Genomic DNA, 20,402 nt, shown 5'->3' with positions numbered 1-20,402 from the left:
CGCCATCGACCACACTGCAGCGGAACCCGACATTCCTTTAGTCGCCCCCTGAATACCAGCGGGTATGTTCCTCTCCCTACGCGACGAGGTCGCAGACGCCCTCGAGGGGGCGCTCTCGAGCCTCGAGTACCCCACGGATGATCTCGGTCTCGAAGAACCGCCCGAGGACGTTCCGAGCGTCCTCGCCTCGAGCGTGGCGTTCCGACTCGCGAGCGAAGCGGGCGCAGCGCCGCCACAGGTTGCAGCCGAAATCGCCGACGAAATCGACGTCGATGCTCTTCGATACGTTGGCGAACTCCAGACGCAGGGGCCGTACCTGAATTTCCTGCCGAGCGACGCCTACCTCTCCGATACGCTTGCGGAGGCCACTGCTTCGGATTACGGCGCACTCACGGATCGCGACACCAGCGTCGTCGTCGAACACACCAGCGCGAACCCGACGGGGCCGGTCCACGTCGGGCGCGCACGAAATCCGATCATCGGCGACGCCGTCGCGACCCTGCTCGACTACGCCGGTTACGACGTTGATCGCCACTATTACGTCAACGATGCCGGTCGGCAGATGGCTGTTTTCACCTGGGCCTACGAAACCTTCGACGAGTCCGACCTCGAGGACGATCCCGAGCGCGACCGCATCGAGTACGACCTCGTGCGCTACTACCGCAAAGGGAACGCCTTCCTCGAGAACGGTCCCGAAGCCGAGGTCGCTGAGGCCGAAGCCGAAATCGAGTCGATCATGCAGGGCCTCGAGGCAGGCAACGAGGAGACCTACGAGCGCGTCAGCGAGGTCGTCGATCAGGTGCTCTCTGGGATGCAGGAGTGTCTCGAGCGCTTGCCAGCCGAGTTCGACGAGTTCGTCAAGGAGACGCGCTTTATGCGCAACGGCGACACCGACGACCTCGTGGGACGGCTCAAAGAACTCGACGAAGCGGTCTACGAGGAAGACGCCTGGCAACTCGATCTCGAGGAACACGGTATCGACAAGAAAATGGTGTTCTTGCGTTCGGACGACACCACGCTGTACACGACGCGTGACCTCGCCCACCACGAGTGGAAGTTCGACAACTACGACCGCGCTGTGACCGTCCTCGGCGAGGACCACAAGCTACAGGCGACCCAGCTCCGACAGACGCTCGACCTGCTCGGCAACGATGTCGACCAACTCGAGAACGTCATCTTCTCGTGGGTCAACCTCCCCGGCGGACTCGGGATGTCCACCCGGGAGGGAACCGGCGTCGATCTGGACGACCTCCTCGACGAGGCCATCGACCGCGCGCGCCAGGAAGTCGAGGACCGACTGGACGACCGCATCCGCGACGACGACCTGGATGAGGAGGACATCGAGCGCATCGCCCACCAGGTCGGCATCGGCGCGGTCCGCTACGATATCGTCTCGAAACAGCCGACGAAAGCGATCACCTTCGAGTGGGATCAGGCGCTCGATTTCGAAGCCCAATCCGCGCCCTACGTCCAGTACGTTCACGCGCGCTGTTGTGGTATCTTAGAGGAGGCCGGACTGGATGCCGACACCGACCTCGTCGACCAGGACATCGAACTCGAGGCGCTCGAGGCCGACCTGCTCGAGACGGAAGCCGAACAGGATCTCCTCGAGACGATTGCGACGTTCCCGGCGGTCGTCGACGAGGCGGCGGACGACCTGGAACCACACCAGATCGCGACCTACACGCGGACCTTCGCGGATCGGTTCAACGCCTTTTATCGGGAGTGTCCGGTGCTCGCCGATGACGTCGACCCCGACGTGCGAGATGCACGGCTTGCGCTCGTTGCGGCCTCGAAACACACGGTCGCGAACGCACTCACGATTCTGGGTGTCGACGCGCCGCGGTCTATGTAGAGCGCCAGCGATCACTGTTGGATCAACGTCAAGAAAAACGGAAACTGTGTCGGGCCGAACGCACTCGAGCGCTGGACGTTAGTCTTTGGTCTCGTAGACCTTGTCGCCGAGTTCTTCCTCTGTCAGATCGCCGTGCATGTAGTCGATGACCCACTGCACATCGACGTACACCGAGAGGACGCGACTGCCGTCGTACTCGATAATCAACTCGAGTGTGTTGATCTCGGCGATGAACGCCTCGGGGTCGTCAATCGATTTCTCGAGTTCGTCGCCGAGTTTTTCGAACTCTTTGCGGAGTTCATAGGAGTCGGTCGTGTCCGTGTAGACGACGATATCGAGTGTGTCGTCTTTGCGCTCGACGCTCTCGACGGAGAGTTTGTCGCTGTCGAACGAGACGTCGCCACTGTAGCCGGGGATGTCGTCGTGATCGTCATCACGGTCGTCATCATCGTCCGCGTCGTGATCGTCGTCGTAGTCGTCATCGTCGTCGTGGTCAGTTAGTGAATCTTCACTGTCGTTGCTCGGGTCGTCGTCACCAGTCTCGGAACTGGAACAGCCCGCAACGATTGTTGCGAGCGCGGCTCCGCTTCCAAGGAGGATTTTTCGTCGCTCCATGCTCAACCGCTCGAGAGACTCGAGGATTAGTAATTAGCTCGTACCAGTCTCTGCGTGAAATGATCGCGGCTGCCATCAATCGTGAGTCGGAGTTTGACTGTTTGAGGCCCAGAGAACAGCAATTTCCGGCATATAGCCACTGTTCACAGGATCAAATCAGTCAGGAAAGGTGACGTTTTCGACGTGATGAGTGTCTTGGGTTCAAAGTAGTCACCACCTTCGATGAATTTTGGGGCCTCGAGGAGTGAAAACGCGGTTCCAGGCAGTGCCTACCGTGTCGATACCGGTGTTTCATCGGGTACTGAACCGACCTCGGTCGTCGCTCCAGTGTGATGGAGTGCCCTGCGGGCGTTGGTCCGACTTCGCTGGTCAGTGATCGGACTCGGCTTCGGTGATCGCACTCGAGACATCGTCGGGTGCGGCTTCCTGGCTCGAGTCGTCATCGTCGCTCGCGTCGTCGACGTCAGCAGCGTCATCGTCGGCAGTCGCAGATTCGGTGGCGCTCGAGTCCGCGTCGTCAGTGGAGTCAGCATCGGCAGCCGGTTGGGCCGACTCAGTTTCCGCCTCCGGCTCATCGGCCGTATCACCGCTCGAGCGCGGTGTTGGCGCGGCAAGTTCGATCCCGGCGAGATCGGCCGCGAGCGTCCGGTAGGCGATTGCAGCCGACCCTTCTGCGTTGTAGACAACGAGTGGCGTGCCGGCGTAGACGCTCTCACGGGCCGCGCTGTCTTCGGGGATCGTCCCGAGCAGCGGGATCTCGAGTCTGGCTGCGATTTCTTCGTAGGAGATGTCGCTTCCGGGGTGGGTCCGGGTGACGACGAGGCCGGCAACGGAGCCATTGGCGCGGGCAGTCAGTTCGATAGTCTTTTTTGAGTCCTGTACAGCTGCGGGTTCGGGCGTCGAGACGACGAGGACGGCATCGGCGAGACCGAGTGGCAACACGGTCTCGTGGCTAATGCCGGCACCAACGTCGAGGAAGACGTAATCGTACGCCGTTCGAAGTTCGTCGACGACATCGCCAAGCCCCTCCGGAGAGGCCTCGGCGTACTCGTCGAGTCCCGTTCCGCTTGGAACCGCGACGATGTTATCCGCCAGTCGATAGGTGGCGTCCTCAATCGATGCGTCACCGGCCAGCACGTCGTGTAGCGTCGTCGAGTCAGGGGTGAGGCTGACGAATCCAGCGAGATTCGCCATGCCGAGATCGACGTCGACGACGGCCACGCGCTTGCCCGCCTGTGCAAGCGCCGTTCCGATATTGACCGTCGTCGTCGTCTTCCCGACGCCACCCTTCCCGCTCGCGATAGCATAGACCGTCTCTTGAGACATACTCGAGTACTGTCCGGACTGTAGAACGGGAACACCTTAAATCGTCACCTCGAGACGAGCAGTGAGGTGTCGATAATTTAGTTCGGCCCGGTATGGAACAATAGATGAGCCACGTGTTCCATAGGCATGACTGTCAATACGACGCGTAGCGTGTCAAAGAATACTTAGCCACAGCACCGTTTTGTACGGCTAATGAGCCAGGAGGGTGAGCAGGAGCAATCCGACCGGAAAAAGTACGAGTTCCGGAAGGTAATCGAGGATCTCAAGGACTTCGACGGCTCCGGAACACAACTCGTAACGATCTACGTTCCCGACGACCGACAGGTCAGTGACGTCGTTGCACACGTAACTCAGGAACACAGCGAAGCGGCCAACATCAAGTCAAAACAGACGCGAACGGCCGTCCAGGATGCCCTCACGAGCATCAAAGACCGGCTTCGCTACTTCGACACCTACCCGCCCGACAACGGGCTGGTTCTGTTCTCGGGTGCTGTCGACTCCGGCGGCGGCCGCACCGAGATGGTCACGAAAGTCCTCGAGAGCCCGCCCCAACCCGTCGAATCCTTCCGCTATCACTGTGACTCGGACTTTCTGACGGAGCCACTCGAGGAGATGCTCGCGGACAAGGGCCTCTACGGGCTCGTCGTCCTCGACCGACGCGAAGCGAACGTTGGCTGGCTGAAGGGCAAGCGCGTCGAGCCGGTCAAGTCCGCCTCCTCGCTTGTCCCCGGCAAGCAGCGCAAAGGTGGTCAGTCCGCCCAGCGTTTCGCCCGACTGCGCCTCGAGGCAATCGACAACTTCTATCAGGAGGTCGCGGGGATGGCAAACGATCTGTTCGTTCCCAAGCGCCACGAACTCGATGGGATTCTTGTCGGTGGCCCCTCGCCGACGAAAGACGAGTTCCTCGACGGGGACTATCTCCACCACGAGATTCAGGATAACGTCATCGGCAAGTTCGACGTCGCCTACACGGACGAGTCGGGACTGCACGACCTCGTCGATAACGCAGAAGACGCACTCGCGGATGCGGAGGTTATCAAGGACAAACAGCAGATGGAGGAGTTCTTCGAGGAACTCAACGCTGGCAACCAGGCGACCTACGGATTTGACCAGACTCGCCAGAACCTCATTATGGGTGCAGTCGACCGACTGCTCATCAGCGAAGACCTCCGGAAGGACGTTATCACCTACGACTGTGAGGAGTGTGGGAATACGGACCGCGAGGTTGTCGACCGCCGAAAGTCCACGCCCGAACACTCCTGTAGCGACTGTGGGAGTGAGGTCGATGCAACTGACGACGACCGCGAGGACGCTATCGACCACCTGATCGAAATCGCCGAACAGCGCGGCACCGAAACGAAGTTCATCTCGACTGACTTCGAGAAAGGCGAGCAGCTCTACAACGCCTTTGGCGGCTTTGCCGGCATTCTCCGCTACTCGACAGGCGTCTAAGGCGACCGCTCACCCTCTTTTCACGGACGGTACTCGAGAGTTGGTGCTGTGACAACAGACGCAGTTACAACCGCACACCGAGGCAGGTGTGGGAGGCGGTGATCGGGCAACAAGATCGGAGTGGATGCTGCGGCGAGGAGGGCACGAGTAGGCCAAACGGGGGACGTCGATGGCAACGACAGTGATTCCCACATCCTCGCCAACTGACCGTTGGGTCAGGACTGTGATGCGTTTTCTGCTGCGTTACACGTTCGCGAACGCGATCAGAGCGTTCCACGGAGATGGACCGCATCGTCCGTGATCTTCTCGATGCTCCCGCCGTCGAGTGGGTGGGCGTCGTCTGGGGCCGTTCCCCAGCCAAGTTTGGCTTTGATCGTCTCCGTCAGCGTCGGATCGGGATTGACGTACGCCCGTCCATCGCGGACCTCGACGATGCGGCCGACCGGTGTCCCATCGGTGTTCAGGACGCGTTTTCCTTCTTCCTCGCTCGTAATCATCTCGCGTGTCATTGGCTCTGGTTGGACTCACGGCCACCGTCGGCGACGGCGACCAGTGACTACGCTATCGACAACCGAGACGGGGACCCCAATAAACTGTTCAAACCGTTAAACACACCTACGGCGAGGTTACGCACCGGTAGGCTGAGACTGTTCGGTGATCACCGGCACATGCGTAATTACCGCTCCGGTAGGCACCCCATACGCCCAGACAACAGAAGGGTTATGCCGGTAGTCTCGTATTACTATCCGACCGATGGCAGAGTCCCCGCCCCTCCTCGAATCGCTTGCTGACCCCCGTATTACCCCAGAGTACTGCCGACATATCGGCGGTGCTGCTGGGAATTGCTACCTCCTCGGTGTCGTCCATGACCACCCCGCGAGCGTTGGCCGTGTCGAACGTGTCCTCGAGGCCGTCGACCCCGACACACTCGCTCTCGAGTTACCCCCGGCCGCGGTGGCATTGTATCGGACGTACGCCGACGATACTGACGCGGATGAGGGTCCACCGCGCTTTGGTGGCGAGATGAGTGCCGCGATCCGTGCCACTGACGCCGACGTCGTCGGCATTGACGCGCCGAACTGGTCGTTCCTCCGCCGTGTCGTTGCGCGCCTGGTCGCCGACCGTGCCTCGGCAGCAACCGCCAGACGCGTCATCTCGAGTCTCAGTGGTGCGACTCGAGAGGCACTGACCTGTCGCGTTGCTGCGACGCTGAACCATGCGACGTCGATGACGGTGGCCTACGACGACCCAATCGAGTACGAGTGTTCGCACGACGATTCGCCGGCCGAACAGGCCGACCACGAACGCGGCCACGTCGCAACCGTCCAGGCACTACTCGGCAGTGTCGATACCGACGGCAGTGCACTCGCCTATCGAGACGAAACACGCGAACGCTGTATGAGTGACCGACTCGCGGAACTCCGCGCAGACACCGACGGCGACGTCGTCGCAGTCGTTGGTGTCGACCACCTCGAGACGCTGGCTGAGACGCTAGAACAGGAGTAACTCGAGCGCCGACGATTACTGCCGAAGCATTGAGATACAGCGCCAGCAGTACGTATATGTTGGATCGGCCGCGTTGGTCGCGCCACAGTGTGGACACCGGATCGTCTCGCCCTCGAGTGAGCGGTCAGGCGCGGATTCGTCGGGTTCATCCCGGTCGCCGTACTCCTCTGGCCGGGGTGGATACCGGTCAGCCCGGGGCGCAGTCTGTGATTGCATCCGGTTGGGATCCGTGAGGGATGGCGTCTGTGACTGATCCGTCGCGTCGCCGTGGTCACTTTCGCGACGGACGTACACGTAGTACAGCCCCAGGTGGAGACAGGCGAACAACAGGACGTAACCGATGAGCCATCCCCAGAGCTCCATCGGTGTGACATACGTTCTCAGTCCACTTGGATATTGCCCGTTTCAGCGGTTGAACAGACAGTCTGGCGACTGTGACTTACTGTGAGGACTGGAGGTCGCGCTGGAACTCATCGAAGACCTCGAGATTCTCGGGCAAGTCATACTCGAGTCGACGCTCGGCCTGTCGATTGACGCCGGCATCCTCGAGTGAGGTTGCATCGTCTTCCCAGCCGGGTTTGATTTTGACGCTCTGTGCCGGCATGCCAACGGCGATGTGGTGTGCAGGGACATCGTGCTGGACGATTGCACGTGCGCCGACGATGGCGTTTTCGCCGACTTTGTTGCCCGCTCGAACCATCGAGTCGTAGGTCAGGCGCACGTCGTCTTCGATCTGGGTGTGGTAGTTGCGGACGTCGGTCTGGTCGACGACGTCATGGTCGTGGCTGTAGATGTGGACGCCGTCAGAGATTGAGACGCGGTCGCCGATGGTGAGCGTGCCGCGGTCGTCCAGATGCACCTCGTCGTGGACAATCGTGTTGTCACCAATCGTAATGTTGTGGCCGTAGGTGAACGTAATCCCCTTGAAAAATCGGCAGTTCTCGCCACACTCCTCGAATAGATGGTCCGCGAGCATCCGTCGGAATCGCAGGGCAAATTCGACGTTGTCCGCGATTGGCAGGCTATCGAACTGCCGCCAGAGCCACTGGAGGTGTTTCGAGCGCCGGAACACGTCTTCGTCCTTTTCAGCGTAGTACTCGCTCTCGAGGGTCGTGTTACAGGGATCGTAACTCTGTAAGCGGACGCGCTCGGCGGCTGAGACGTCCTCGCCTGCCTGCCAGCGCTCGTAAGCCTCACGGTCGCCCGAAAGGTCGATCAGGACGTCCTCGACGACCGAGCAGGTGTCCTCGTCGCCCGAGAGTCGGCGGTCGACCTCATCGATAAACTCACGCATCCCCGCTTCAGCCGCATCGGGGAGCGAGACGTACCGCTTTGTCATATGCGGGCTATTGCCCGCAGAGTTGATAGGGGTTCGGTTGTGCGTTTGGCGTGCCGGTTCTGAGTAATGAACCGCCAACGCTGTCATCGCCGACGCTGCTCGAGTGACGGCTCTGCGGCCTGCCAGCGAGAAAACAACAGCGCAGGGGCCGCAACTGCACCAATCAGAAGCAACGCGCTCACGACGGCCGTCCCCGGGGTAAAGCGATGGGGACTCACCTCGAGTTGCGTAATCGCAAGTGGGAGTCCAACGATGACAGCGCCGAGGACGGCGAGTAACACCCGCTCGGGCTCGCGGTCACGAGCGTCGTCCATACGATATCTCCGAGGCGGCCTGTAAAGAAAGGTTCGCTCGAGGTGAGATGGACACATCTCCCGTCGACCAGTCCGACCGACAGGAGTTCGACGGAACGGGGCCGAACAGTGTCACAGGCAGGTGCCCGGAACGTCAAATGGCGCTGTAGGGGTGGAAGTCACTGTTTCAAACGCTTCTCTGTATCGAATAGTCACGACACAGTGTGTTACTAGTACCCAATCATGTGGCAGTCTCTCGTACCAACCCAATGGTTTAATACTGTGTAAGACATTGTCACGCCCATGGCATCCTCACCCACTGATGCCGACGACGCGTTTGACCAGTTCCTCACTGACCGCGGTCACTCTGTCGAAGAGGTCGGCTGGGAACAAGAGTATAATAAGAAACAGTGTCCAGACTGTGGCGGACTTCACGATTCGTCTGCCAGTTCCTGTACCGTCTGTGGGTGGGATCCGAGACTATAGTAGCCACTGAAAGTCAATACACACCCAATCGAACGACAGCGATGCGATTGGTGTGAAACAGTTTCAGTTGTTACTAGACAACCACCTCGAGGTATCGATTCGCGGTCGGGATCTCGAGTCCTCATTCGGTTTATTGTGCGAGTGTTTTAGCCTGTTCTAATAACCATCAACGATACAATTATAATGGAGTATGGGAGAATAGGTCAACTGAGTAACTATGCCAGAATGTCAGAACTGTGGCTCGTTTGTCACCGATGCGTACGCTCGCGTGTTTACGCCACGCGGGGTCGATAACCCGCGTGTGTGCCCAGATTGCCAGGATAAAATTCGTGATGGGGCAGAGATTCGACGCGCGCGTTCCCCGCGAAATCCGTCGTCGTAGGAAGGCTCGCGAGGTGTTTTGTTCATATCATACCGGATGGAATTACGTCAGAAAGAACCCACGTCACTTAAGAGTGTTGCGCCCTTGAATGGGTACAATGGCTACCACGGAGACGAAGGTTACCCGGTTGTTCGGTGGTCCGGGAAGCGGGAAGACGACCGCCCTTTTGGATCACGTCGAAGAAATTCTCGAGCAGGATGGCGTGACGTTCCGGGATATCCTCGTCGTCTCGTACACGCGAGCGGCCGCACAGGAGGTTCGTGAACGACTGGCTGAACGACTTGACGAGAGCCCACGTGCACTACAGGGCAACGTCTGTACGATGCACGCGAAGGCGTACGATCTACTGGATCTCTCTCGCAGCGACGTCATCGGCGAATCCGAGAAAGAGGAGTTCTGTGAGGAGTTCGGCCTCGAGTTCGAAGACGAGTACTCGGGTGCTGGTCGCCGAACAGCACGGTCGACAACGATTGGAAACAAGATTATCGCAACCAGTCAGTGGCTCCAGCGAACGAGTCGTGACGTCTCGGACTGGTACGACGTCCCCTTCCAGTGGGACGAAGAGGAGGTTCGCCTCCCACCGGAAATCGACTCGAACGCCCAGGAAGGCAACAAGTACACGCCGACGTGGCCAAGCGACGACGACCGGATCGACGTCCCCGAAGCGATTCGTGGCTGGCGCACCTACAAGGGCGAACAGGGAAAAATCGGCTTCGCAGACATGCTCGAGCGCGTCAAACAGCGCTCGCTGATTCCAAGCGTCGACTATCTGGTGATCGACGAGTTTCAGGACATTACAACGTTGCAGTACGACGTCTACGAGGAATGGAAACCACACGTCGAGCAGGTCCTGATCGCCGGCGACGACGACCAGGTCGTTTACTCCTGGCAGGGTGCCGACCCCGCGCTCTTGCTCGAGGAAGAAGTCGACGACGACATTATTCTCCCGAACTCCTATCGACTGCCCTCGAACGTGCTCAACGCCGTCAATCAGGAGATTCGACACATCGATCAGCGCCAGGATAAAGACTTGAAACCGCGTAAGGAAGGCGGTGCAGTCGAGGCTCGAGCGAACGCCTCGATGCTCGATGTGGTTCGCAACGTTCGCCGGACGCTCGTCGAAAGCGAGGGATCGGTGATGGTCCTGTTCCGGGCGCGCTATCAGATGTTCCAGTTTATCGATGAGTTCATCACCGAGGGCGTCCCGTTCAGTTCGCTGACCGACCAGCGGATGTGGACGGATCGACTGACCCAATACGTCCGTGCGGTTGAAGCAATCGACGACGGCGACGACGTGACCGGCCTGCAGGCTCGTCGACTCGCGGATATGTTGCAGGACTCGGCGTTCGGCACGAACGAACGCGACGATCTGTTCGATACGATTGACGAACGCCAGGAGGAAGCCGGTATCGAGGACCTGCAGGAACTGATGATTCCCTCCCGCGTCATCAAAGACCACGCGCCATTCATGCCCGATACGGCCTCTGCGGCCGATATGGTCCGCAAGGTAACGAACTTCCAGAAAAAGAGCATTCGCTCGTACTTCGCAATCGGTGAGTACCACGGGATGGAAACCGACCGCGTCCGTGTCGGCACCATCCACTCCGCGAAGGGTCGTGAAGCCGACCACGTCATCGTCGGCACCGACCTCACCGAGAAGGTCGTCGAGCAGATGGTCGCGACCGTGGACGACCCTGAAGGCGTTCCCGGCATCGAGGAGTTCACCAAAACGACCTCGCCCGTTCCCGTCCTCACCGACAACGAACGACGTGTCTTCTACGTCGGCATGTCTCGCGCCCGCGAACGACTCGTCCTCCTCGAGAATCTCGTCGATGGCGCGCCAACGCTGCCAATCGACGTCCTCTTGAAGAACGAACTCTCCGATGAGCCACTCGAGGACCTGGTCGAGGAGGCCCAACAGCCTGTCGACGCGGACGAAAGCGAGAGTGACAGCGACGAAATCGAAGCCGAAGCGCCGTGACTGACGGGGCGATGGACGACGCTGACCGCGGTTCCCGCGAGGGAACTGAACGAAACCGGAAGCGCCGAGGCCACCTCGAGTCCGTCATCGACGAAACGCTCGCAGACCGTGAGGCGTGTGCCGCCGTCGCCGTCGAAGCGGCGCAGACGCCGGTCGGACAGTACTGTCTGTCGGCGCTCGTGGGTCAACACGACGGAACCGAGAATCGGGTCGTTGCACTCGGCTACGATGGCACGGAGTGGGCTGTTTTCGATGCCACCGAGACAAACACACATCCAGCGACGGCACTCGGCGAGACACTTGTCGACCGACACGGTGAGGGGACGGTCCTGACACCGGCGACGATCCCCTACGACGCGGCGCTGTATCTCGAGGCGGCGGGACTGACACTCGCCTCGAGCGATGTGTTCGAGCGCGCTCGCACGACAAAGACCGCCGCCGAGCGTGCAAACACCGAGACGACACAGGCGGCTGCGAGTGCCGGGATTCGCCGTGGAGCTGCGATTCTCGCGGATGCAACCGTTTCTGATGGCCAACTCGAGCGAGATGGAGAACCAATCACCGCTGAGCACCTTCGGGTGGCACTCGATCAGGCAATCATCTCATCGGGAGCGTTTCCCGCCGACAACTCGGTAGTGCGTCAGGGGCCAGCCCGCGAGTCAACCGACCCGCTTCGTCCTGGCGAGCCGATCACTGTCTCGGTGTCGCCACAGGGGCCTGACGGCTATCACGGCCGACTCGTCCGGACGTTCGTCGTCGACAGCGACGGTGGCCGCGAGCGACGCGCCCACGTTGCACTCACGCAGGCGTTTCGCTCGAGTCAGTCCATGCTCACTGCCGATTCCGAATCGATTCGAGCCGTCGAAGCCGACCTCGAGGCCGAGATCCGAGCCTTTGGTGAAGACGACGGGATCGAGACACGAGTGTCGGGAATCGGCCTTGAGCCGACTGAACGACCATCTGACGGCGGCGAGTTGGTCGAACCGGGAACTGTAATCTGTCTCGAGGCGGCAGTCGAACTCGCGGACGGGTCGTGGCTTCGACTCGCAGACGTGCTCGCAAAGCACGACGGGAGCGTCTCGTGGCTCGAGTCACCCTCGCGGTCGCTCGAACCAGCGGCACTTACTGATTAAGGACGGTCGTCGTCGGGTGTCTCGTCGTCAGTCATCGAACCAACAGCGCGTTTCGCGGCAATTCCCGGCAAATCGCCGGGTGTCGTCAGATACCGCTGGAGCACAAGGAGTCCAACCGCGAGGCCGAGTAATCCGACGCCGACGAGTGTCTGTCCGCGAACGAGCAGGAACTCGAGGCCGGCAAGTGCGGCTGGAATGGCGAAGATGAGGACACCGGCGAACTTGATCGTCTCGATGAGACCGGCCATTGCTGCGTGGTAGTGTGGCAACTCTCAAAAGGCCGCCGACTACGGTTATCACGGAACTGTGATGCGTCTCGGATTCAGAACGTCTTTAGCTGTGGGCTGGTATCTCCGCGTATGTTCACGGGAATCGTCGAGGAGACCGGCGAGATTGCAGCACGCGAACGGACGGACGACGGCCTTCGGCTTCGCATTGGCGCGGAGTCGGTCGCGACGGGGCTGACACACGGCCAGAGCATCAGTGTCAGCGGTGCGTGTCTCACGGTCGAACAGTTCGAGGACGGCTCCTGGTTCGAAGTCTTTCTCGCAACCGAAACCGTCGAGCGGACGTATCTGGGCGACCTCGAGGTCGGCGACCAGGTCAACCTCGAGCGAGCGATGCCGGCTGATGGGCGATTCGACGGCCACGTCGTCCAGGGTCACGTCGATGCGGTCGCGACGGTGACGGCTATCGAATCCGTCGACGAAGACTGGTTCTTCGAGTTTGACCTTCCCGAGGGGTACGCCCGCTATGTCGTCGAAAAGGGATCGATCACGTTGGATGGGATCAGTCTGACTGTCGCCGATCTGGACACCACAGCGGGGACTGTTACAGTCGCTATTATCCCCACAACGTACGAGTTGACGACGCTATCGGACAAAGAGCCGGGCGATCCGGTTCACCTCGAGGTCGACGTACTCTCGAAGTACGTCGAGCGACTGTTAGAAGCGCGATTCGAGTAAGCGATTTTTGTGAGCCGATTCGGTTTAGGCACCGGGGACGCCGAACGCGCCAACGCCGAGGTTGAGAATGGCATTGAGCACGAACAGGATTACGAGGGCGGAAACCCAGGCAGCAATTCCGATAGCTGCTGCAGCGCCCCACCCGCCGGGGTAACGCCAGTTGATGACCCAGATCCAGGCGAACAGGGCGATAAAGAGGCCAATTAGTGGGATCCAGGATGTAAGCCCCTAGGCAATCGCACCGAAGAGGGCAGTTACGACCGCGTGGCCGTAGTCGTCGGCGTCGACGATGACTGCCGCACCGATATAGATCGCCAGTCCACCGGCGAGCAGTGCAACAACAAATGCGACGAGCGAGGCGAGAACCATATGCGACAATTCCGTTTCCAGTGAAATATATGTTCTCCTGAGTGTCCCTGTCAGTAGGACGGATGTGGAATGCAGTCAGGGTTGTCGATTTGGTGGGTCAAACTCCGTGAGTTCGGCCGCTGGTGGGTCGCCGGTATCGTCTCTGACCTCGCGGTAGGTTCGCCGGTATCGAGCAATCTTCCGGTAGAGGTAGTAGCCGACGGCGAGGTCATAGAGGATCACGTAGGCGATAAACGCCATCCCGAAACTGATCGGGTACAGCGTGGCGATGGCGTCGGGGATGATTCCGACGGTGACGTTGTACATTGCGTGGACGACCGCTGCGACGAGGAGTCCTTTGACGACGATTGGACCGGCCTTGTCGGGATTAAACTTCGCGAGGCCGAGATAGAAGCCAGCGATTGCCGAAAAGATGACGTGGCCGGGGCCGACCAGCGCCCGCACGGTCGTAATTCCAGTTGCCGCCGCGAACGGGCTGGCATCTGCCGTCGCAACTTCAGCAGAGATGTAGAGCATGTTTTCGAACGCCGCAAAGCCGAGGCCGGCGACCGCGCCGTAGACTGCACCGTCGATGACCGCATCAAAGGAGTCGCTTCGATAGGCAAAGATTCGGACCGCAAGCAGCTTCACCACCTCTTCGACGGGGCCAACGATTAGGAAGAAATAGAGGACGAGTCCGACCAACGGAATCGCCTGAAAGTACGGCTGCGTATACGTGTTGACGACACCGGCAAACGTCGCAAAGAGGATCGACAGCACAAACGTCGCCACGAGGAGGCTCAACGGCTCGTTCGACGTGATATCCGTATACCAGATGAAGCCCGCCAGCAATGCTGCGGGGACGACCGACAGCCCGAAGAAGAGGCCAAGCGCCGGATCCTCGAGAATCAGAACCCCTGGCTGGACGAGCAACACGAGGGTGATGATGAGCGCGACGCCGACGACGATGCCATGAAAGCCGTAGTTGAGTAGCGCGTACACGACCGCCGAGAGGCGATCCAGCGTCGACCGCGGCTCCCACGTCGAGACTTCATAGAGGTCCCGCGACTCGTCGCTTGCTTGCTCAACCGGGTCGCGCTTGCGCGCCATACTGGCCCTACACTCGCCGTTCCGGTAAGCGTTCGGTCCGAACGGCCGTCCCACGACGTTGTGACCACTGTACGAGAATCCACACAGCAAAGTTTCCTCGCGCCAATCGTCGCCTATGCACTTCGACCAGCGAACGCAACAGGCGCTGCGCGCCGTCGGCCTCGAGACCGAAGATCTCGAGGCGGCCTCGACGGCAATCGCGGAGGCAGTAGACGCCGACGCAAACGCGCTTGCGGACTTTTTCGACCGGCACGATACGGTCTACTCGGATATGGATATGGCTCACTCGAGTGCGGAGTTTCCCGAGCACTCGGTTGACTCTCTCGACGTGACGACACACGCAGCCGAGATGCGGGGCTGGCTGCGCTTCGAGACGTGGGGCGCGTTCGTCGAGGATGGCCGGATCCTCGATGCAGACGAGGAGTACGTCGAACTGACGCTTGGCCCGACGATTCACGACCGGGTCCGGTTCGCGGCCAACCGCGAGACACTCCAATGACGACGGTTCGCGTCCGCGGGATCTACACCACCGCGATCACCCACCGCCTCGAGCGAAACGGTCTCGAGGTCGTCCAGGCCTCGGACCCGATTCAGGAACGCTTCGATGACGGGTTCGAGACCGCACCAGCCGACGTTCGTATCGAAACGACGCGCGACCGGCAGGGACTCGAGGTCTCCGGTGACCGCGAGGCGGTCGAAACCGTCCTCGCCGACCTCGAGGACCTCGAAATCGACACGTTCCGCTGGGACGACGACGCCCCGCGCGGTGCGGTGTTCGACGCCGAGGTGATCGACGCCGGGGGCGGTGGCGGTGCGACGGTGGACCTCGGCGACGGCCGGCGTGGCTACCTGCCCTACGACGACGTCGATGGCTACGTCGACGAGGCCAACCAGTACCGCGTCCAGATCGATGAGCCGACGCCGCCGTGGACCGACGACGATCCCCGGGTCCAGCCAACACTCGAGATTCAGGGGGGACTCTGCTCGCTCTCGCAGGATCGAACCGGCATCTCGGCGGCCGGGCGAGGCGAACGCGCAACCGAACTCGTCGGCATGACCGACCTGCTCTCGCCGTCGGTTCCGGACGGGTGGGGGCTGTACTGGGAACACAGCGCATTCGACGCCGACCTTGAGGCAATGAGAACCGCGCTCGAGCAGGCGGTTGAGCGAGCGACCGCACTCGAGGGCGCGCTCGCCGACGCGCCCGAGAGTCCCTCGGATGGCGAGCCGAAAGAGCTAGCGACGCCGCAAACGACGGCGTGGTGCTGGTTTGGCCGCGAGTCACGATTCGAACTTGATAGTGAGCGCCGACAGGTCGAGACAACGATGCCCGGCCACCATCGGACGAAAGCCGCGGATCGAGCAGCGAGTGCAGCCGTTGATTTCGCGGAGGGGATTCTTGGCTCGACCGTCGACGACAGCACCGCAGGAACGGACGACGAGGCGTTCCCGTTTGACGCCGTCTCACAGCAGTTCGGGCCAACCGCGGGGGACCGCCTCGCAATTGGCCATGGCAAGCCCGACGGGCGACACATCTCGCTCGGACGCGGCGAGGTCACCAACTGGGACGCGGACGGCTCGCTCACACTCGAGCGGTCGATGCGCGGCGGTGGCTCCTACGATGCACTCGAGGTGCCCAAAGAAGATGGTGACGTCGCGGTGACGAAGTTCCGCGAGGGCCGGTGGTGGTATCCGACGACGTACAAGGCGGCGGACGACTCGACGAAGGGAACCTACGTCAACATCTGTACGCCGGTCGAACTCTTCCCGGACGAAGCGCGATACGTCGATCTCTATATCGACGTGATTCGGACGCCCGATGGCACCGTCGAAATCGTCGATGCTGACGAACTCGAGGCCGCCGTTTCGGATGGACTCGTCTCCGAGACGTTGGCAGAGAAGGCAACGAGCGTGGCTGAAGCAGTCGAGCGCGCGCTGTCGCCATAGGTCGATACCAAGCGCTCAGAGAGAGCATCCGGACAGTTAGTCCGAGGCCGAGACAACGCGGTCGGCTGGCGTATACGACGGTAGGAAGTGGATGTAGTCATCGAGGTCCAGCGCAAACTCCCGTGTCTGGGCCGTCGAAGGCTGAATCCAGTAAAGATCGAACTCGGCACCGTGTTCCTCGCCGCCGTCAGTCACGGTGTGTGTCCACCTGTCGCGCGATTCGTGTACGGTTGCGTGATAGAAGTGGCGCACGTAGCGTCGCGGCGGCGACTCGCGGCGCGTCCAGACGTCGGTCGTGAGATGCGTCGGTGCGGTCAACGTACAGAGGCCAGTCTCTTCCATGACTTCACGAAAGAGTCCATCTCGAGGCGATTCGCCGTCCTCGAGCGTTCCTTTCGGAATCTGGATTCCATCGTGGCCTGGGCCGTCGAAGACCAGCAGTTCACCCGTGTGGCGGGTAATGTACGCACACGCTTTGGGGACGTACGTTACATCAGACATACAACTATTTCCCACGCCCTCATACTTAAAACAGCGCCCCAATGTAATTGGATGAGACTAAGGGACCTTAGTGACTGCCACAGTCTCACTATCTCGTTGTATATTCGACGCCAACACCCTTATACACCAATACTTTATACCCTATTGACAGTATATCCCGTATGGCTGAACCGCACGTACTCCTCACTGGGGCGACTGGGACGCTCGGTCAAACACTTCGACCAGAACTCGCCGCAGACGGACTGACAGTGCGAGCCGCAAGCCGATCACCACCTCCAGAAACTGCTGACGAGTGGGTCACACTCGACCTCACCGACGGCACTGGCCTCGAGCGGGCACTCGAGGGCGTCGATATTGTCGTCCATGCCGCAACAGCACCGCGGGGTGATAGCGAGGCAGTCGACGTTCGCGGCACCGAACGACTTCTCGAGGCGGCTGCTGACAGCGGCGTCTCGAATTTCGTCTACGTCTCTATCGTTGGTGTTGATCAAATTCCGTACTCGTACTACGAGCACAAACTGGCGGCTGAACGGGCTATCGAGTCGAGTCCTGTTCCATCGACAATCGTTCGCATCACGCAGTTTCACTCGTTCGTCTTCGACCTGCTGTCGACAATAGCTCGTCTGCCCGTGTGGCCGTTGCCAACGGCGTTCCAACTTCAGCCCATCGCTGTCGATGAGGCTGGCACTGCACTCACAGACTACGTAACACTCGAGCCTCACGGCCGATGTGCCCCACTCGGTGGCCCGCACGTTCACTCACTCGGCGACCTCGCTCGAGCCTACCGTGCGGAACACGGGCACTGGCGACCGATTATCCGACTCCCGCTTCCAGGGGCAGTCGCGTCCGGCTTTCGTGCCGGAGCGGCAACCTGTCCTAACCGGACTGTTGGGACGACATCCTGGAACGCGTGGATGGCAACCCACAGCGACAAGACCAGCTGAGACAGTCAGTGACTCCTATCCACACTCGATGGAATCGACCCGCGACTTTTTGACACTCTCAGCCCAAGACCCGCCCATGAGCGACCTTCGCCTCGACGCAACCCAACTCGAGCGCTACTCGAGACACGTCATCATGGACGAAATCGGCCCCGACGGACAACAACGCCTCCTCGAGGGCAGCGTCCTCGTCGTCGGCGCAGGCGGCCTCGGCTCGCCGGCAATCCAATACCTGGCCGCAGCCGGAGTCGGCCGCCTCGGTATCGTCGACGACGACGCCGTCGAACGCTCGAATCTCCAACGCCAGATTATCCACGCAGATGCCGACGTCGGCCGCCCGAAAGTCGACAGTGCAGCCGACTACGTCACCGCACTCAACCCAGACATCGACGTTGAGACACACGAAACACGCCTCTCCCCATCGAACGTCGACGATCTCGTCGCCGACTACGATATCGTCCTCGACGCAAGCGATAACTTCCCCACCCGGTACCTGCTCAACGACCACTGCGTCCTCACCGAAACCCCTCTCTCCCATGGCGCTATCTATCGCTTTGAAGGGCAGGTCACCACCTTCTCGAACGCTCGTACCGGCGACTCGAGGCCCCCCTGCTATCGCTGTCTCTTCCCCGAAGCCCCCAAACCCGGCACCGTCGCAGACTGTGCGACAACCGGCGTCCTCGGCGTCCTCCCCGGTACCATCGGTTGCATCCAGGCCACCGAAGTCGTCAAATACCTCCTCGACACGGGTGACCTGCTCGAGGGGCGCCTTCTTATGTACGATGCAATGGATATGAGTTTCGAACCGGTCGAAATCAAGCAGAATCCAGCCTGTCCAGTCTGTGGTGATGACCCCGAAATCACATCTGTTGAGGATGCAACCTACGAGGGAACCTGCTCGTTATCAGCCGACTGATCCCGACCAGTGTCCGTCAGTTCTGGTGTCCCCATGACGGTTCCGTGAGGTCAGTCTCGAGCGAGACGAGTTCGGATGTGCGTTTCCAGTTCGGTCGCCCCAATCATCGCCAAACAGGCGATAAACGCAACCGTGCCTAGCTTTCCACCGGCACCGTCGAACGCCGGCATCGTTACGAGATACACGAGGCCACACAGTCCACCCGCAAGTGCAACGTGGCGCATCTCGAGGCGTGTCACGCTCGACATTCCGACAAACGACGCACAGAATGCAACGGCAGCGAGCATCGTCCCAACTGCTGGTTCCGAACTCGCCAGTGGGAAGACCACACTAGCACCAACACCAACGACTCCAGAGCCGACAACGGCCCCAAACCCGAGATGCACACTCACCAGGAGAGTCACCACTGCACCAGCAACCGCAACCGGCACAACAAGTGCCGCGAACTCCCATGCTGGTGCCCCACCAGCACCATACTCAAGGCCAGTCAGCGCCACTATCGAAGCACACCCACACAGCGCAATCGTCCCGAGTTTTCCCCCAACGCCACCGAACACCTCGTCCGTCGCCACGAACACCCCGCCAGCGATCAGTCCCGCGACGACGAGATACTCGAGTGATGGTATAACTGCTGGCGACACCATCCCGACAAACGAACCACAGTAGACCTGAGAGTCCATTCTCGGAACGGCAATACCAACCCCAACTCCGACGACCGCAGACGCAAGAACCGGCCCGAATCCACCCGCGACGCTCAACAGATATGTACACACCGCCCCGAGCACGACGGCAAAAACCGTGCCAACATCCTGTTGTGTCCCCGTTCGTGCGCTTCGTTCCGTCTCAAACAACCGCCCTCGCTCACTCACGACTGAAACCGATCCCACGAGGACGACTGCCACTCCGAACCCAATTGTTGCACTCGAGTGAGCCGACGACGCGCCTATCGCAGTGGCGAGCAACGCAGCAGGCGTCACAAGGAGTGTGAGATATCCTGCCAGTTGAACTGCCCCGGCCGTCTCGGTACTTTCTATCCGTGAACGCACGTTTCCATCTGCACTCACCAGAACGGACAGGAGTACGTTTCGATTCAGCCGAACAGTGGGACTGTGTTTTTACAAAAATTTGCGAAATACATACAAAAAGCTCCACAGAGCACTGCTGTTGCTCAATGAAGCAATATGAAAGTATGAATGGGGCGGCGAATCCGCGTTCCCAGAGGGTCGCCCACTCCAGTACTAACCGATACGCAGGCGAGCTTATCTTCCGTGTTCGGGATGGGTACGGGAGGCACCTCGCCGCTCTG

22 protein-coding genes, 1 rRNA gene and 1 pseudogene are annotated in these 20,402 nt (G+C 60.4%); 12 read left to right on the top strand and 12 right to left on the bottom strand.

What is annotated here, in order from left to right; all coding sequences use genetic code 11:
- Positions 1–64 precede the first annotated feature (64 nt).
- Complete coding sequence (gene argS, locus B2G88_RS00115; RefSeq protein ID WP_087713639.1) at positions 65–1,855, top strand: arginine--tRNA ligase; 1,791 nt, start codon at positions 65–67, stop codon at positions 1,853–1,855.
- A gap of 78 nt (positions 1,856–1,933) precedes the next feature.
- On the opposite strand, the gene B2G88_RS00110 is transcribed toward argS, so the two are convergent.
- Entirely contained in the window at positions 1,934–2,470 is a 537-nt protein-coding gene (locus B2G88_RS00110) for a hypothetical protein (RefSeq protein WP_054862276.1), read from the bottom strand.
- A gap of 369 nt (positions 2,471–2,839) precedes the next feature.
- Positions 2,840–3,796, bottom strand: coding sequence for a MinD/ParA family ATP-binding protein (gene minD / locus B2G88_RS00105; RefSeq protein ID WP_087713638.1), 957 nt, complete (start codon positions 3,794–3,796; stop codon positions 2,840–2,842).
- 192 nt (positions 3,797–3,988) lie between these two features.
- On the opposite strand from minD, the gene prf1 reads away from it, so the two are divergent.
- Positions 3,989–5,248 (top strand): peptide chain release factor aRF-1, encoded by a 1,260-nt coding sequence (gene prf1 / locus B2G88_RS00100; RefSeq protein WP_054862275.1) that lies wholly within the window; start codon positions 3,989–3,991, stop codon positions 5,246–5,248.
- A gap of 263 nt (positions 5,249–5,511) precedes the next feature.
- On the opposite strand, the gene B2G88_RS00095 is transcribed toward prf1, so the two are convergent.
- Complete coding sequence (locus B2G88_RS00095; protein ID WP_054862274.1) at positions 5,512–5,757, bottom strand: hypothetical protein; 246 nt, start codon at positions 5,755–5,757, stop codon at positions 5,512–5,514.
- 244 nt (positions 5,758–6,001) lie between these two features.
- On the opposite strand from B2G88_RS00095, the gene B2G88_RS00090 reads away from it, so the two are divergent.
- Entirely contained in the window at positions 6,002–6,754 is a 753-nt protein-coding gene (locus tag B2G88_RS00090) for a TraB/GumN family protein (protein WP_054862273.1), read from the top strand.
- A gap of 15 nt (positions 6,755–6,769) precedes the next feature.
- On the opposite strand, the gene B2G88_RS00085 is transcribed toward B2G88_RS00090, so the two are convergent.
- The 3 genes from B2G88_RS00085 to B2G88_RS00075 all read right to left on the bottom strand — a co-directional run bounded on the left by B2G88_RS00085 (position 6,770) and on the right by B2G88_RS00075 (position 8,407).
- Positions 6,770–7,117, bottom strand: a complete 348-nt coding sequence (locus tag B2G88_RS00085; protein WP_054862272.1) for a DUF7577 domain-containing protein — start codon at positions 7,115–7,117, stop codon at positions 6,770–6,772.
- Positions 7,118–7,193: 76 nt separating this feature from the next.
- Positions 7,194–8,093, bottom strand: coding sequence for an acyltransferase (locus tag B2G88_RS00080; protein WP_087713637.1), 900 nt, complete (start codon positions 8,091–8,093; stop codon positions 7,194–7,196).
- A gap of 83 nt (positions 8,094–8,176) precedes the next feature.
- Positions 8,177–8,407 carry a hypothetical protein gene (locus B2G88_RS00075; protein ID WP_054862271.1) on the bottom strand — a complete coding sequence of 77 codons (231 nt, stop codon included), beginning with the start codon at positions 8,405–8,407 and terminating at the stop codon, positions 8,177–8,179.
- 282 nt (positions 8,408–8,689) lie between these two features.
- Between B2G88_RS00075 and B2G88_RS00070 the strand changes: the two genes are divergently transcribed.
- From B2G88_RS00070 to B2G88_RS00060, 4 genes are all read left to right on the top strand, one after another.
- Positions 8,690–8,872 carry an HVO_0416 family zinc finger protein gene (locus B2G88_RS00070; RefSeq protein WP_087713636.1) on the top strand — a complete coding sequence of 61 codons (183 nt, stop codon included), beginning with the start codon at positions 8,690–8,692 and terminating at the stop codon, positions 8,870–8,872.
- A gap of 217 nt (positions 8,873–9,089) precedes the next feature.
- Positions 9,090–9,254 carry a DUF7563 family protein gene (locus B2G88_RS20215; protein ID WP_449406686.1) on the top strand — a complete coding sequence of 55 codons (165 nt, stop codon included), beginning with the start codon at positions 9,090–9,092 and terminating at the stop codon, positions 9,252–9,254.
- Positions 9,255–9,351: 97 nt separating this feature from the next.
- Positions 9,352–11,235, top strand: a complete 1,884-nt coding sequence (locus B2G88_RS00065; protein ID WP_087713635.1) for a UvrD-helicase domain-containing protein — start codon at positions 9,352–9,354, stop codon at positions 11,233–11,235.
- Positions 11,232–12,368: a M24 family metallopeptidase gene (locus B2G88_RS00060; protein ID WP_245835261.1), complete on the top strand. Its 1,137-nt coding sequence runs from the start codon at positions 11,232–11,234 to the stop codon at positions 12,366–12,368. Before B2G88_RS00065 ends, B2G88_RS00060 begins: the two co-directional genes overlap by 4 nt.
- On the opposite strand, the gene B2G88_RS00055 is transcribed toward B2G88_RS00060, so the two are convergent.
- Positions 12,365–12,616: a DUF7533 family protein gene (locus B2G88_RS00055; protein WP_054862270.1), complete on the bottom strand. Its 252-nt coding sequence runs from the start codon at positions 12,614–12,616 to the stop codon at positions 12,365–12,367. The two genes, B2G88_RS00060 and B2G88_RS00055, sit on opposite strands and share 4 nt — an antisense overlap.
- A gap of 111 nt (positions 12,617–12,727) precedes the next feature.
- Here B2G88_RS00055 and B2G88_RS00050 point away from each other — a divergent pair, with 111 nt between their 5' ends.
- Positions 12,728–13,333, top strand: coding sequence for a riboflavin synthase (locus B2G88_RS00050; RefSeq protein ID WP_054862269.1), 606 nt, complete (start codon positions 12,728–12,730; stop codon positions 13,331–13,333).
- Positions 13,334–13,357: 24 nt separating this feature from the next.
- Here the strand turns inward: B2G88_RS00050 and B2G88_RS00045 are convergent.
- Positions 13,358–13,702, bottom strand: a pseudogene (locus B2G88_RS00045) (hypothetical protein).
- Positions 13,703–13,777: 75 nt separating this feature from the next.
- Positions 13,778–14,791, bottom strand: coding sequence for a PrsW family intramembrane metalloprotease (locus tag B2G88_RS00040; protein ID WP_054862268.1), 1,014 nt, complete (start codon positions 14,789–14,791; stop codon positions 13,778–13,780).
- A 115-nt stretch (positions 14,792–14,906) separates the two neighbouring features.
- Between B2G88_RS00040 and B2G88_RS00035 the strand changes: the two genes are divergently transcribed.
- The gene (locus tag B2G88_RS00035; protein ID WP_087713634.1) at positions 14,907–15,290 is read left to right on the top strand and encodes a DUF7532 family protein; all 384 of its coding nucleotides are present in this window, start codon (positions 14,907–14,909) and stop codon (positions 15,288–15,290) included.
- Positions 15,287–16,738: a DUF402 domain-containing protein gene (locus B2G88_RS00030; RefSeq protein WP_087713633.1), complete on the top strand. Its 1,452-nt coding sequence runs from the start codon at positions 15,287–15,289 to the stop codon at positions 16,736–16,738. Before B2G88_RS00035 ends, B2G88_RS00030 begins: the two co-directional genes overlap by 4 nt.
- 36 nt (positions 16,739–16,774) lie before the next feature.
- On the opposite strand, the gene B2G88_RS00025 is transcribed toward B2G88_RS00030, so the two are convergent.
- Positions 16,775–17,239, bottom strand: a complete 465-nt coding sequence (locus B2G88_RS00025; protein ID WP_054862267.1) for an NUDIX hydrolase — start codon at positions 17,237–17,239, stop codon at positions 16,775–16,777.
- A 161-nt stretch (positions 17,240–17,400) separates the two neighbouring features.
- On the opposite strand from B2G88_RS00025, the gene B2G88_RS00020 reads away from it, so the two are divergent.
- Positions 17,401–18,183 carry an SDR family oxidoreductase gene (locus B2G88_RS00020; protein WP_054862266.1) on the top strand — a complete coding sequence of 261 codons (783 nt, stop codon included), beginning with the start codon at positions 17,401–17,403 and terminating at the stop codon, positions 18,181–18,183.
- A gap of 76 nt (positions 18,184–18,259) precedes the next feature.
- The gene (gene ubaA / locus B2G88_RS00015) at positions 18,260–19,096 is read left to right on the top strand and encodes an SAMP-activating enzyme E1 (protein ID WP_087714265.1); all 837 of its coding nucleotides are present in this window, start codon (positions 18,260–18,262) and stop codon (positions 19,094–19,096) included.
- A gap of 50 nt (positions 19,097–19,146) precedes the next feature.
- Here ubaA and B2G88_RS00010 read toward each other — a convergent pair whose 3' ends face one another.
- A complete protein-coding gene (locus tag B2G88_RS00010) occupies positions 19,147–20,142 on the bottom strand; it encodes a hypothetical protein (RefSeq protein WP_245835259.1) in 996 nt (331 codons plus the stop codon).
- Between the two features lie 147 nt (positions 20,143–20,289).
- Positions 20,290–20,402 (bottom strand): 5S ribosomal RNA (gene rrf, locus B2G88_RS00005); the annotation flags it as partial.

It is taken from the genome of Natronolimnobius baerhuensis (assembly GCF_002177135.1).
GTDB classification, from domain to species: Archaea; Halobacteriota; Halobacteria; order Halobacteriales; family Natrialbaceae; genus Natronolimnobius; species Natronolimnobius baerhuensis.
The sequence above is the reverse complement of the archived record's forward strand: the minus strand, read 5'-3'. Positions and strand labels throughout refer to the sequence as shown.

Bases quoted from the DNA above. Each gene is read 5' to 3' on its own strand.
- B2G88_RS00075 (WP_054862271.1), bottom strand. From the start codon at position 8,407: ATGGACGACGCTCGTGACCGCGAGCCCGAGCGGGTGTTACTCGCCGTC.
- B2G88_RS00020 (WP_054862266.1), top strand. From the start codon at position 17,401: ATGGCTGAACCGCACGTACTCCTCACTGGGGCGACTGGGACGCTCGGT.
- prf1 (WP_054862275.1), top strand. From the start codon at position 3,989: ATGAGCCAGGAGGGTGAGCAGGAGCAATCCGACCGGAAAAAGTACGAG.
- B2G88_RS00085 (WP_054862272.1), bottom strand. From the start codon at position 7,117: ATGGAGCTCTGGGGATGGCTCATCGGTTACGTCCTGTTGTTCGCCTGT.
- B2G88_RS00090 (WP_054862273.1), top strand. From the start codon at position 6,002: ATGGCAGAGTCCCCGCCCCTCCTCGAATCGCTTGCTGACCCCCGTATT.
- B2G88_RS00035 (WP_087713634.1), top strand. From the start codon at position 14,907: ATGCACTTCGACCAGCGAACGCAACAGGCGCTGCGCGCCGTCGGCCTC.
- B2G88_RS00050 (WP_054862269.1), top strand. From the start codon at position 12,728: ATGTTCACGGGAATCGTCGAGGAGACCGGCGAGATTGCAGCACGCGAA.
- minD (WP_087713638.1), bottom strand. From the start codon at position 3,796: ATGTCTCAAGAGACGGTCTATGCTATCGCGAGCGGGAAGGGTGGCGTC.
- ubaA (WP_087714265.1), top strand. From the start codon at position 18,260: ATGAGCGACCTTCGCCTCGACGCAACCCAACTCGAGCGCTACTCGAGA.
- B2G88_RS00025 (WP_054862267.1), bottom strand. From the start codon at position 17,239: ATGTCTGATGTAACGTACGTCCCCAAAGCGTGTGCGTACATTACCCGC.
- B2G88_RS00095 (WP_054862274.1), bottom strand. From the start codon at position 5,757: ATGACACGCGAGATGATTACGAGCGAGGAAGAAGGAAAACGCGTCCTG.
- B2G88_RS00065 (WP_087713635.1), top strand. From the start codon at position 9,352: ATGGCTACCACGGAGACGAAGGTTACCCGGTTGTTCGGTGGTCCGGGA.
- B2G88_RS00040 (WP_054862268.1), bottom strand. From the start codon at position 14,791: ATGGCGCGCAAGCGCGACCCGGTTGAGCAAGCAAGCGACGAGTCGCGG.
- B2G88_RS00030 (WP_087713633.1), top strand. From the start codon at position 15,287: ATGACGACGGTTCGCGTCCGCGGGATCTACACCACCGCGATCACCCAC.
- B2G88_RS00055 (WP_054862270.1), bottom strand. From the start codon at position 12,616: ATGGCCGGTCTCATCGAGACGATCAAGTTCGCCGGTGTCCTCATCTTC.
- B2G88_RS00110 (WP_054862276.1), bottom strand. From the start codon at position 2,470: ATGGAGCGACGAAAAATCCTCCTTGGAAGCGGAGCCGCGCTCGCAACA.
- B2G88_RS00070 (WP_087713636.1), top strand. From the start codon at position 8,690: ATGGCATCCTCACCCACTGATGCCGACGACGCGTTTGACCAGTTCCTC.
- argS (WP_087713639.1), top strand. From the start codon at position 65: ATGTTCCTCTCCCTACGCGACGAGGTCGCAGACGCCCTCGAGGGGGCG.
- B2G88_RS00080 (WP_087713637.1), bottom strand. From the start codon at position 8,093: ATGACAAAGCGGTACGTCTCGCTCCCCGATGCGGCTGAAGCGGGGATG.
- B2G88_RS20215 (WP_449406686.1), top strand. From the start codon at position 9,090: ATGCCAGAATGTCAGAACTGTGGCTCGTTTGTCACCGATGCGTACGCT.